Here is an 11508-nt window from a genome sequence, read left to right as displayed (position 1 = left end):
AGCAAACAAACTCACGCGCGCTCTGATTCCTTGCAACATCCCAAATCGTTTGGGTCGCCGACTTCTTCAACACAATCTGTCAGCACCCGACATCTCGCCCCATGAATCCAGGAACAGGTTCTTTTGATCTACATCAATGCCCCGCACTGACAGCGCAGCAATTTCCTGTCCGGCAGGATTTGTAGAAAGAGGTTCGGCCATGCTTCGCTATGTTCTTGCGGCTTTTGCGGCACTTGTTCTGCTCGCCGCCAGTTTGATCCCAGACGATGCCGATGCCCGCGGTCGCGGCGGTGGCGCTTATCGCGGTGGTGGCGGATTTCACGGTGGTGGCTACCGCGGCGGCGCGGTCGCAGTTCGAGGTGCTCGGGGTAGCGCTGTCGCAGTGCGCGGCGGTCGCTACGGTTATGCCGGCTACGGGTATCGTCGGGGCTACGGTGCGGCAGCGGTCGGCGCGGCTGCTGTTGGCGCTGCGGCGGCTGGGGCCTATTACGGCGGCGGCTGCGGCTACGATACCTACGGCAACTGGGTTTGCCCACGCTACTAATCCGTGTTGAGGCGGCCGTGCGCCAATGGCACGGCGCTCGCTGCCAGCGTTAAGTCAGGCACCATCCGAGACCCCGCCTATCGCGGTGGCCGTTTGGACGCCAAGAGCGGGTGCATCCGGTGGCGAGCCGCGAGTTTTAAGTCGCCGGCTGCCGCTTTAGCCGCCTGCGAACAATAGGACAGCAACCAGCCCGACGTTCATCAGGCCAAGGGCTATGATGCCTGCGCGATAGAGGAATTCGACTACCATGGCAGGGTGCTCTCACGGGGCATTGCTCGCGAATTCAACACGATATACCCGCTTGCATCCCTTGGCATGTGCAGTTTGTGCCATTCGCTGTTGAGGCAAAACAACAAAATTGGCGCACTTTAACAAGCGCGTTTGGCGTAATTCCGCTCATATCTGCGCGCGCATCGAGCGCGCAATGACAGCCGCGCGGGGGTGGATAGGGACCATGTCTTCCATCGATCTGATTGCTATCGCGATCGATTGGCTCGATGCCTATCGCGCGGGCGACCTTTTCATTGTTGATTGTTATGCCGATGATGCTTCCCTGCAATGCGACTGCGGGGACAAGAAAGAATTGCGCGGCGCGCACGCTATCGCTGCGTACTGGCACCAACGGTTCGTTGAAACGTGTGCCGGCGATCTCATCGATCTGCAATGGAACGGCAGCGATGTTGTCCTGCACTTCCGCGCGTCGGATGAGATTTTGCAAGCGGTTCTCACGTTCAATCCCGACGGGTCGCTTCAGCGTAGTCGGCGCGCTTTGTTCAATAACCAGGCAGCTATAGGGACTGAAAACCCATGAAGGATTATCAAGCCTCTCGAAAACTTCCTAGGGACGCAGCCGAAGCGGAATTGATCCGCGATCTTGCCACCGCAAAAAACGAAGCGCGACACGTTTGACCGGCTGCATCGGCAATTGCCAAGCTCATTCCGATGATGACTTCACCTATCACTTTAAGTCCGGCTCCCGACATAACAAGTTAGGGCAACTTTGAAGCGGCCGGGCGGCAGTTGCCGGCCGTCTGACGGCAAAAGGCGTTGCGGCGGCGCTATTGCTTTTCTGTCGACACGAAGGTTGACGACCCGAGCGTGGCGGCACGCGGCGGTGGATTGCTGTGGACAACCGACCTTCATCCTTAACTTTGTCGCCCGGGGCAACAGTTGTTGCCCATTTACGCCTCACGAAACCGGCGCTCCGTACCCTACCCTTTGTGGGAAGGGGGCGTCATGGAGCTATTTCGAGCTGAGAAGATCGCCACTGCTCGGGATCAATCAAACCACGACTGCCGCTTCTGCGCAGGAAAACTCACGCTTCTCAAAACGATCATGGAATCTGAAAGCGGAGTTGTCATTCATATGTTTGAATGCAAGCAGTGCGGAGAGCGCATTTGGACCGAATAGGCCGGCAGGCACGGGGCACGTAGCCAATAGCCCGGCAACCCACCGACGCCCCTCGGGAACGATAGCATCCGCATTTGCGCCGACGACAACTTGTAGACGCTCAGCAGCACAGGTGTCTGGCTGATCAATCGGAGCTAACCGAAGTTGCGGAATCCCCACATCAGGATTCCCAACGTCACCACCAAAATGCACAGACTGCCGACTGCGACCATGAGGAAGACCTCCCAGCCGGAGAGGCCTGCCTTTTTGGCTTTGGCAGCCCCGACGCCCAGCAAGACAAACAACAGTGGGGCGACGAGCAGTGTCATTTGCGCTTCTTGGGCGCCTGTACCGGCAGATCGAGCACGCCAAACAATGCGAGCAGCAGGGCAACTTCTTCCTTCGAGCCAACTTTAATCATCGTCATCATCTCCTGTTCGATGGTTAGTCGGCCTAGGATTTCGCGGGGTTCATGGCGATTTGGTTTCGCGATTGTTTCAACCGCGTTTCGTCGGCGGAATTCTTAACAACCGGTTCATGTGCCTGGATGGCAGGCCCCCAACAAGGAGGGGTCAACTCCCTCCGCGCCCGGCATGAATAGAGCAGCCGTTTAGATTGGAACGGTTTATCCGCATGCGGGTTTTCCGACCGGAGGCCGTACATGACCAAACCCCAGATCGCCCGCGTTTGGCGCGGAAGGACCACTCCAGACGTGGCAGACGAATACGAGGCCTATAATTACGAGGTCGGCATCAAGCCGCTGATCGAGAAAGCCCTCGCCGTCCAGACGTTCAGGGAGGACAGACAAAACGAGACCGAGTTCGTCACCATCTCGTATTGGGAAAGCCTGGAATCGATGAGCGGGTTCACGGGCGGAGACCCATCCAGGATCCATCACCTGGAGCGCGACAGGGTTTTTCTGATCGAGCTTCCGAAGTCAGTTCAGATTCTGAAGATACGGCATAGCCACGGAATCTAGCGCCCGTCCTGCGGACCCATTCAGAACACTCAACCGGGCAAGAAACGTGAAAGAAGCCACCACTCCGGCAGCCTCCTTCGTTTCGTGATTTACGTCACATCGCCGTTCATTGTGGTCCGCCATGATCGCAGCCTGCGAGACATCGCAAAAGTGGTGCGAGACAATGACCAATGAAAATCGCGAACTGAGCGTTGAGGAACTTGGGTCCGTCGCGGGTGGCGGGCTCGTCGACAATGTCTTGCCCGAAGCCGAGGCGAGCACGGCCGAGTTTCTGAAGAGATTTGCCGAAGCCTCCTTGCGGTTCAATGCATTCATCAGCAGCGCCGCAAGTCAGGGTCCCGCAGCAACTAATCAAGGGTAGTACCCGACGAAAATGGGCTCACCGGCATGGCCGGCGAGCCCAGGACAGCCAGCGCTACGCACTGGCCGATCGAAATCAAAACAGCATTTTTGTCCGTTTGACAGCCGGCACTGGCCGCTACCGGGCTGGCTCTTTGGGTCTGAGGCCTTCTGGGCCTGCGCAAGCGATCCCCCGACGAAAACAGCAAGCGCGAACGCAATTGCAACGACAGCTGAAAAACGAACCATCAAAACCTCCCTGTTAGAAATGCCACCACCGCCCCTTCGGAGACTGGTGATCCGAAGTGTCACGATAATCGTGGGGGCGGTCAAGCCGGGCGGCTTCTTACAAAGAGTGAAGGGATGCCGACCTGCCGCAGTAGAGGCCGGATTGTTAAATCGGAAAGCGAACGGCGCTTGCGAACCAGCAATCACCACATCGTCTGCCGCGCACGCTCGGGCCATTCGCGGTCGTATTTCTCGCCGCCCACGGTGTTGTCGCTCATCTCGGCCAGGATATCGCCTGGTGTCGGCAAGTTCTTCGGATCGACGCGCTTGTCGGGATTCCAGAGATCGGCGCGGACGATGGCGCGGGCGCACTGGAAATAGATCTCCTCCACCGTCATGACGATCACGGTGCGCGGCGCCTTGCCGTCCATCTTGAACGACGCCAGCAGCTCGGGCTCGGCGGAAACATGCGCGCGGCCGTTGACGCGCAGCGTGCTGCCCGAGCCCGGAATCAGGAACAGCAGCGCGATCCTCGGGTCTCGCACGATGTTGCGGAGGGAGTCGCAGCGGTTGTTCCCGCGCCGATCCGGCATCATCAGCGTCTTTTCATCGTGGATGCGCACGAAGCCGGCGAGATCCCCGCGGGGCGAGCAATCCAGCCCCTCCGGCCCGCAGGTCGCCAGCGCCGCGAAAGGCGACTGATCCATCAGCGCCCGGTAGGACGGGGTCACGCGGTCGGCGACCTTCACCGTCGAAGCATCGTTGGGAAAGCCGTAGATGGCCTCGAGTTGTTCGAACGTCGAGACGATGGTCATCGCTTCTCCTATTCTACTCGTCCCACTTCTCGCCCTTGATCGCGCGCACAAGCTGACGCGCGTGAAATTCGGCGCTGCCGGTATTGACGATGGTGACGTCGGGCGCGGCCTCGTCCACCGTCCGGCTAAGCCGATGCTCGATCCTGCCGTCGCTGCTGCGGTTTCGCATCGCCAGCCGGTCCGCAAGCACGTTCGGCGGCGCGGTGATCGAGATCACCGTGACGTCGGCATAGGCCTGGCGCATCGCTGGAATGATGGTGCGCGAAACATTGCCGACAACAGTGTGCCCGGCGCGGATTTCGTCGTCGATGGCGCGCGATATTGCATAGCGGTGGCCGTGCGCTTCCCAATGCATGGCGTATTCGTCGCGCGCCAGCGCCGCCTCGAAAGTGCCGGCGCTGACCTCTTCATTGTCCTCGGAGGCCGAGGCCTGCCGCGTGATCACGCGGCGCGGGAATGCGATGGTGCCATCGTCGGCGCAGGCGGCCCTGGCAAGCCCGAGCAGCGTATCCTTGCCGGCGCCGCTCGGTCCGACCACCAGAATGAGCCGGCCCGGCCCGATTGCGTCCGCATGGCCCGTTGATGTCGTGAGTATGTCGGTCATGCCACACGCTGTCCTTCCCGCCAGACGCTGCGCACCACCGGGATGTCGCGCGCCACATGCACCCGGATCAGGTCGGCGCGCTTGTCGACCGCGATTTCGCCGCGGTCCGAAAGCCCCACGGCCTCGGCGGGCGTCTTGGTGACGGTGCGTACGGCGGAAGCAAGATCAATGGCGGGAACATGCCGCGGCAATTGCAGGGCTGCCATCAGCAGGCTCGAGGGAATGTAGTCGGACGACAGGATGTCCAGCAGTCCCTCGCGGGCGAGATCGACGGCGGCGATGTTTCCGGAATGCGAACCACCACGCACCACATTCGGCGCGCCCATCAGGATGCCGATGCCGGCCTGGTGCAGGCCGCGCGCGGCTTCCATCGTGGTCGGAAACTCGGCCACCGCGACGCGGTCGCGAACGGCGTCGATGACGTTTTCCTCGGTCGTGTCGTCATGGCTGGCGAGCGGTATTTTGTACTGATGCGCCAATGCTACGATCTCGCGCATGTTGGCCGCGGCATATATCTTCTGGTAGGCAAAGCGCCGCTCGAACAGCACGTCGAGCTCGGCGTCGGTCATGCCGCCGCCCTTGCCGCGGTAATAGTCGCGCAGCTTGACCTCGTCGCGGAACTGGCGCTGCCCCGGCGTGTGGTCCATCAACGACATCAGCCGGATGTCCGGCCGGTCGATCAGTTCCTTTGCCTCCTCGACGACGCTCGGCATTGGTATTTCGCAGCGCAGATGCAGGAAATGATCGGCACGCAGCAGGTTTTCCTCGCGCGCAGTTGTGATCGCCTTCGCGAGCACGCCTGCCCTGCCATCAACCTCCTCGGCGCCGTCCTCGCGCCAGACCCGCAGCGAGTCCAGCACCGTGGTGATGCCCGAAGTCGCCAACTGCCCGTCGTAAGAGACGACCGCGGCGATCGGATCCCAGAACACTTTTGGCCGCGGCACGTAGTGCGCTTCGAGATGGTCGGTGTGCAACTCAATCAGGCCGGGCATGATCAGATCGCCGGCAGCGTCCTCGGCTTGCCCGGGGGCATCGCCCTCGCCGAATTCGGCGATACGGCCATCTGATATGGCGACCCAGCCGCGCGCGATCACGCGATCGGCGAGGATGATGCCGGCATTGCCCAAAATGGTTTCGTGCTTCGTTGCGCTCATCTCACTTTTCTTCCCTATGCCGCCGAGGCAAACGACGTCACATCGACGATCCGGTCCGCGATCAAATGGCGTATCTCGTCGTCATGGACGATCGCCACCATCGCCACCCCCTGATGTTTCTTCTGATCGATCAATTCAACCACGACCGCGCGATTGGCGGTGTCGAGCGATGCCGTCGGCTCGTCCAGCAGCAGGATCGGCAGATCGGATATGAAGCCGCGCGCGATATTGACGCGCTGTTGCTCGCCGCCCGAGAACGTCGAGGGCGGCAGCGCCCACAGCCGCTCAGGGATATTCAGCCGGCGCAGCAGGGAGCCGGCCTGCTCGCGCGCCTCCGCGCGGGCGATCCCGTTCACGATCAGGGGCTCGGCCACCACGTCGATGGTCGCTACCCGCGGCACCGCCCGCAAGAACTGGCTGACATAGCCGATGGTGGAACGGCGCACGCTCAGCACCTGCCGCGGTTCGGCGGTGGCGAGATCGATCACGGTGCCCTGGTGGCGGATGCCGATCCGGCCGCCGTCGCAGCGATAATTGCCGAAGATCATCTTCAGGATCGAGGATTTGCCGGCGCCCGACGGGCCCGACAGCACCACGCATTCGCCTGATACAACGTGGAACGAGACCCCGCGTACGACGGGCAGCTCGACCCCGCCCTGCAGATGCATGGTGAAGGTTTTTTCGGCGTTGGTGATGTCGATCATCGCGTTCATTGGCCTAACTCATGCCGGCAAAATCGAGGAGACGAGCAACTGGGTGTAGGGTTCGCGGGGATCGTCGAGCACCTGATCGGTCAACCCGGTTTCAATCACCCGGCCCCCCTTCATCACCATCACGCGATGCGACAGCAGCCGCGCCACCGCAAGGTCATGGGTGACGACGATGGCCGCAAGGCCGAGTTCGCTGACGAGGTTGCGCATCAGGTCGAGCAGCCGCGCCTGCACCGATACGTCGAGGCCGCCGGTCGGCTCGTCCATGAACACCAGCCGCGGTTCTGTGACGAGGTTGCGCGCGATCTGCAGGCGCTGGCGCATGCCGCCGGAATAGGTCCGCGGCGCGTCGTCGATACGGTCGGTGTCGATCTCGACCCGCTCCAGCCAGGATGACGCGGTGTCACGGATGCGGCCGTAATGATTCCAGCCCACCGCCATCAGCCGCTCGCCGACATTGGCCCCGGCCGAGACCGCCATCCGCAGGCCCTGCGCCGGGTCCTGATGCACAAAGCCCCAGTCGGTGCGGAACAGGAAGCGCCGCTCGGCCTCTCCGAGCGCCGCCAGATCGCGCAGCACACCGTCGCGCATCCGGTACGAGACGCTGCCCGCGCTCGGCGCCAGCTGTGCTGATACCAATTGCAGCAGCGTCGACTTGCCCGAGCCGGACTCGCCAACCACAGCCAGCACCTCGCCGGGATAGAGCGCAAAGGAGACGTCGCGGCAGGCGACCAGCTTCCCATAGGTCTTGCCGAGATTTTCGGCGACCAGAAGCGGTTTATCGTCGAGGGTTTGCTCAGCCATGCGCCCTCTCCTTATGCGGTGCCGCGCTTTCGCTGCCGCGATGGCCGGCCGATTGGCGGCTCTCGCAATAATCGGTATCCGAACAGACGAACATCCGGCCGCCCTTGTCGTCGGTAACGATTTCGTCGAGGTAGGAATCGCCGGCGCCGCACAACGCACAGGGCGCGTCGAAACGGTAGCGCGTGAAGGGATGGTCCTCGAAATCGAGCGAGACCACTGACGTATGCGGCGGGATCGCATAGATCCGCTTCTCGCGCCCGGCGCCGAACAATTGCAACGCCGCGCAATTGTCCATCTTCGGATTGTCGAATTTCGGCGTCGGCGACGGGTCCATCACGTAACGCGCGTTCACCTTGACCGGATAGGCGTAGGACGTCGCGATGTGGCCGAAGCGCGCGATGTCTTCATACAGCTTGACGTGCATCAGGCCGTATTCGCCAAGGGCATGCATGCGCCTCGTCTCGGTCTCGCGTGGCTCGAGGAAGCGCAACGGCTCGGGGATCGGCACCTGATAGACCAGCACCTGACCGCCATGCAGCGCCGCTTCGGGAATCCGGTGCCTTGTCTGGATCACGGTGGCATCCGCCGTGGCGGTCGTGGTCGCGACGCCCGCGGTCTTGCCGAAGAATTTTCGGATCGAGATCGCGTTGGTGGTGTCGTCGGAACCCTGGTCGATCACCTTCAGCACGTCCTCGGGTCCCAGGATCGCGGCCGTGACCTGCACGCCGCCGGTGCCCCAGCCATAGGGCATCGGCATTTCCCGGCTGGCAAACGGCACCTGATAGCCGGGGATCGCGATCGCTTTGAGGATCGCGCGGCGGATCATCCGCTTGGTCTGTTCGTCGAGATAGGCGAAATTATACGTTGGCGCGTTCATTCCGCAGCCTCCTGCATCGGCGCCGATTCCGTGGCCTCAGTGAACTCCTTGCGCAGTTTGCGCAGCAGGCCGAGTTCGGACTGGAAGTCCACGTAATGCGGCAGCTTGAGATGTTCGACGAAACCGGTCGCCTGCACATTGTCCGAATGCGACATCACGAACTCTTCGTCCTGGGCGGGTGCGATCACCTCCTCGCCGAGCTCCCGGGCACGTAGCGTACGATCGACCAGCGCCATCGACATGGTCTTGCGCTCGCTCTGACCGAAAGCCAGCCCATAGCCACGCGTAAAGCACGGCGCCTCGGTGGCCGAGCCCTTGAACTGGTTGACCATCTGGCATTCGGTCATCGCGATCGCGCCGATCGGCACGGCGAAGCCGACATCCTCGGCCATGAATTCGATCTCGACTTCGCCGAAGCGGATTTCGCCGGCAAACGGATGGTTGCGGCCATAGCCGCGCTGCGAGGAATAGCCAAGCGCCAGCAGAAAGCCTTCGTCGGCGCGCGCCAGGTTCTGCAGGCGCAGGTCGCGGTCCGCCGGGAAGCTGAGCGGCTCGCGCGTGAGGTCGCCGACCGGCGCCTCCGCATCCGCCGCTGGCGACGGTTCGATCAGGCCATCGCGGCCGAGAATGTCCGTCACGCGCGGCGTCGCCGCGAGCGAGGCTTCGCTGGTCTCCAGCGTTTCCGGAGAAAACCCCTCAGCAAGCTGTGGGTCCAGCAAACGATGGGTATAATCGAACGTCGGGCCGAGGATTTGCCCGCCCGGAATGTCCTTGAAGGTCGACGAAATCCGCCGTCGCACCTGCATCGCGCCGGTATCGACCGGCTCGGTGGTGCCGAAGCGCGGCAGCGTGGCGCGGAACGCGCGCACCAGGAAGATTGCCTCGATCATGTCGCCGCGTGCCTGCTTGATCGCGAGCGCCGCGAGCTCGCGATCGTACAGCGAACCCTCGGTCATGACCCGGTCGACGCCGAGCGACAACTGCTCGGAGATCTGGGACAGCGAGACCTCGGGAACGTCACGGTCGCCGCGCCGCTCATGCGCCAGCAGCCGATGAGCGTTCTCGATGGCGCGTTCGCCTCCCTTGACGGCAACGTACATAACTAGCCTCCCCTCGCTACCAGCCGCGTGGTGCGCGGTATCGCGACGATCGCATCGTCATGGACCAGCACCACGTCGATGCCGCGCGGAAACAGCGCCACGTTGATGGCGAGCCGTTCGAACAGATCATGCGGCTGGATCGCGGCTTGCAGGATCGCTGTGCCGTCGATGCCGGGGCCGCGCAGCTCGAGGGCGGGACCCTGCGTCAGGCTGTCGATCTGCAGGATCAGCGTCGTCGAACGATCCGGGTATTCATTGCTGCCGAACGCGAAGCGGTCGAGCGCCGGAAGCTCGCGGGGGCTGCCGATCAGGGCAAAGCTGCTGATCGAGGAATCCGCAATCACAGGCGCGCTGGTGTGGAACTTGAGCCATTTGGCAACGTCGGATGTTTCCGACATCCGGCTGTCGAGCCAGATCGGCGTATCATGGTCGAACAGGGTCAGCGCAATAGCCGCGGTGCCGCGCATCATGGCGGCGGGCGTGCCGGCGTCGGCCGCAATGCGCTGCACGCTGCCGGGACGCGCCATCGCGTCCATCACGGAGCGGAAGGTTGATTGCGCCGACAACACCTTGTCGGCAAATCCTGCGGGCAGTTCGGCAACCGTCGTCATCAGCCCTCTCCCCGCACCAAGGTGTAGAAATCGACCCGCGTCGCCGCGGCCTCGGCCGCCTTGCGGCTCCGTTTCGCAGATATCGCCGCGCGCAGCGGCGCGATCACCTTCGTCTCAATGAGGCCAGCGAATTCATCCGACTGCACCATGGCGTCGCACAGCGCGATCATGCGCGCCTTTTCCCTGTCGCGGCCGAGCGTGTAGCCGAAGCCGACCTGGCCGGTCGAAAGCCGCACCGCCGCGCGCGATACCGTTGCTTCGCCGAGATTGAAGGCAGAGCCGTCGCCGCCGATACGGCCGCGCACCATCACAAGGCCGTTCTCCGGCTCGCGCAGATTCTCGTGATCAGGCAGCGTGATCGCCGCCAGACGGCCGGATATCTCTGATGGATCGGAGTGCGCCAGCACCGCCATGACCGCCTTGCGCTGCGCCTGCTTGTCGTTCTCGGTTGCCGTCATGTCCACCTTGCCGGAATCAAGTTGTCTATGCTAATAGACAACTTCATAACCAAACGCCATGACTGTTTGGTGACAACAGGGTTGTTTTTCGGATGACCGTCCCGGATAAATTTGCAGCATGAGCATGCAGGATGCGGCCACCGGTGTGGCGTTGTGGCGGCAGGTCGCCGACGGGATCGAACGCGGCATTGCCGAGGGCCGCTTCGCCGCGGGTGAGAAGCTGCCGGGCGAGATGGAGATCGCCGAGACCTATCGGGTCAACCGCCATACCGTGCGCCGGGCGCTGGCGACGCTCGCCGAACGCGGGCTGGTGCGCGCCGAGCGCGGCAGCGGTACTTATGTCGAGGCCCAACGTCTCGCCTATCCCTTGCGCTCGCGGACGCGGTTTTCCGAAATCGTCGGCGCCGGCGGCCATGAACCGCGTGGCCAGTTGATCGCAGCGTCCGACGATGTCGCTACACGTGAACTGGCGCGGGAACTCGGACTGAAGACGGGCGCCCCCCTGGTCCGGATCGAGGCGCTGCGGCTGGCCGACCGGACGCCGATCTGCGTCAGCACCTCATGGCTCTCCGCCGAGCGCTTCCCTGACGCGGGACGGGTCTTTGCCAGCGTGCGCTCGATGACCAAGCTGGTCGCACATTACGGCATCCGCGATTACCGCAGATCTTCCACCCGCATCACCGCCGCCATAGCCGACGCCAGCGACGCCGCACGGCTCGATCTCGCGCTCGGCCGCCCGGTGCTGGTGGTCGACAGCACCGACGTCGATCCCGACGGCAAGCCAATCGTGACCAAGCGCTCGCGCTTTGCCGCCGAACGCGTCGAGTTTCTGGTGGAAAGCGATTAGGCTTGTAGGGTGGGCAAAGCGAAGCGTGCCCACCTCTTGCTTCCCCACC

The 11508-nt window shown here is 62.8% G+C and carries 15 protein-coding genes; 5 read left to right on the top strand and 10 right to left on the bottom strand.

Annotation, left to right across the window (positions count from 1 at the left end; all coding sequences use genetic code 11):
* Nucleotides 1–199 precede the first annotated feature (199 nt).
* Nucleotides 200–544, top strand: a complete 345-nt coding sequence (locus JQ574_RS25925) for a hypothetical protein (RefSeq protein WP_212210362.1) — start codon at nucleotides 200–202, stop codon at nucleotides 542–544.
* Nucleotides 545–998: 454 nt separating this feature from the next.
* The gene (locus tag JQ574_RS25920; RefSeq protein WP_212210363.1) at nucleotides 999–1355 is read left to right on the top strand and encodes a nuclear transport factor 2 family protein; all 357 of its coding nucleotides are present in this window, start codon (nucleotides 999–1001) and stop codon (nucleotides 1353–1355) included.
* 733 nt (nucleotides 1356–2088) lie between these two features.
* Here the strand turns inward: JQ574_RS25920 and JQ574_RS25915 are convergent.
* Entirely contained in the window at nucleotides 2089–2262 is a 174-nt protein-coding gene (locus JQ574_RS25915; RefSeq protein WP_212384001.1) for a hypothetical protein, read from the bottom strand.
* A 332-nt stretch (nucleotides 2263–2594) separates the two neighbouring features.
* On the opposite strand from JQ574_RS25915, the gene JQ574_RS25910 reads away from it, so the two are divergent.
* Both JQ574_RS25910 and JQ574_RS25905 read left to right on the top strand, forming a co-directional pair.
* On the top strand, nucleotides 2595–2912 hold the full coding sequence (locus tag JQ574_RS25910; protein WP_212210364.1) for an antibiotic biosynthesis monooxygenase: 318 nt from the start codon (nucleotides 2595–2597) through the stop codon (nucleotides 2910–2912).
* Nucleotides 2913–3075: 163 nt separating this feature from the next.
* Nucleotides 3076–3273 (top strand): hypothetical protein, encoded by a 198-nt coding sequence (locus JQ574_RS25905; RefSeq protein WP_212210365.1) that lies wholly within the window; start codon nucleotides 3076–3078, stop codon nucleotides 3271–3273.
* A gap of 409 nt (nucleotides 3274–3682) precedes the next feature.
* Here the strand turns inward: JQ574_RS25905 and JQ574_RS25900 are convergent, their stop codons facing one another.
* The 9 genes from JQ574_RS25900 to phnG are packed head-to-tail and all read right to left on the bottom strand — an operon-like array spanning nucleotide 3683 to nucleotide 10612.
* Nucleotides 3683–4294 (bottom strand): pyridoxamine 5'-phosphate oxidase family protein, encoded by a 612-nt coding sequence (locus JQ574_RS25900; RefSeq protein WP_212210366.1) that lies wholly within the window; start codon nucleotides 4292–4294, stop codon nucleotides 3683–3685.
* A gap of 13 nt (nucleotides 4295–4307) precedes the next feature.
* Nucleotides 4308–4898, bottom strand: a complete 591-nt coding sequence (gene phnN / locus JQ574_RS25895; protein ID WP_212210367.1) for a phosphonate metabolism protein/1,5-bisphosphokinase (PRPP-forming) PhnN — start codon at nucleotides 4896–4898, stop codon at nucleotides 4308–4310.
* A complete protein-coding gene (locus JQ574_RS25890) occupies nucleotides 4895–6052 on the bottom strand; it encodes an alpha-D-ribose 1-methylphosphonate 5-triphosphate diphosphatase (RefSeq protein WP_212210368.1) in 1158 nt (385 codons plus the stop codon). Before JQ574_RS25890 ends, phnN begins: the two co-directional genes overlap by 4 nt.
* 14 nt (nucleotides 6053–6066) lie before the next feature.
* A complete protein-coding gene (phnL, locus tag JQ574_RS25885; RefSeq protein ID WP_212210369.1) occupies nucleotides 6067–6765 on the bottom strand; it encodes a phosphonate C-P lyase system protein PhnL in 699 nt (232 codons plus the stop codon).
* Between the two features lie 9 nt (nucleotides 6766–6774).
* Nucleotides 6775–7566 carry a phosphonate C-P lyase system protein PhnK gene (gene phnK, locus JQ574_RS25880; protein ID WP_212210370.1) on the bottom strand — a complete coding sequence of 264 codons (792 nt, stop codon included), beginning with the start codon at nucleotides 7564–7566 and terminating at the stop codon, nucleotides 6775–6777.
* Nucleotides 7559–8443, bottom strand: a complete 885-nt coding sequence (locus JQ574_RS25875; RefSeq protein ID WP_212210371.1) for an alpha-D-ribose 1-methylphosphonate 5-phosphate C-P-lyase PhnJ — start codon at nucleotides 8441–8443, stop codon at nucleotides 7559–7561. The genes phnK and JQ574_RS25875 overlap by 8 nt, the downstream gene beginning before the upstream one ends.
* A complete protein-coding gene (locus JQ574_RS25870; protein WP_212210372.1) occupies nucleotides 8440–9543 on the bottom strand; it encodes a carbon-phosphorus lyase complex subunit PhnI in 1104 nt (367 codons plus the stop codon). Before JQ574_RS25870 ends, JQ574_RS25875 begins: the two co-directional genes overlap by 4 nt.
* Nucleotides 9544–9545: 2 nt before the next feature.
* Nucleotides 9546–10154, bottom strand: a complete 609-nt coding sequence (phnH, locus tag JQ574_RS25865) for a phosphonate C-P lyase system protein PhnH (RefSeq protein WP_212210373.1) — start codon at nucleotides 10152–10154, stop codon at nucleotides 9546–9548.
* A complete protein-coding gene (phnG, locus tag JQ574_RS25860) occupies nucleotides 10154–10612 on the bottom strand; it encodes a phosphonate C-P lyase system protein PhnG (RefSeq protein WP_212274894.1) in 459 nt (152 codons plus the stop codon). The genes phnH and phnG overlap by 1 nt, the downstream gene beginning before the upstream one ends.
* Before the next feature lie 118 nt (nucleotides 10613–10730).
* On the opposite strand from phnG, the gene phnF reads away from it, so the two are divergent.
* Entirely contained in the window at nucleotides 10731–11459 is a 729-nt protein-coding gene (gene phnF / locus JQ574_RS25855; protein ID WP_212210375.1) for a phosphonate metabolism transcriptional regulator PhnF, read from the top strand.
* Nucleotides 11460–11508: the final 49 nt, after the last annotated feature.

Source organism: Bradyrhizobium sp. AUGA SZCCT0158 (assembly GCF_018130065.1).
Lineage (GTDB): Bacteria > Pseudomonadota > Alphaproteobacteria > Rhizobiales > Xanthobacteraceae > Bradyrhizobium.
The sequence above is the reverse complement of the archived record's forward strand: the minus strand, read 5'-3'. Positions and strand labels throughout refer to the sequence as shown.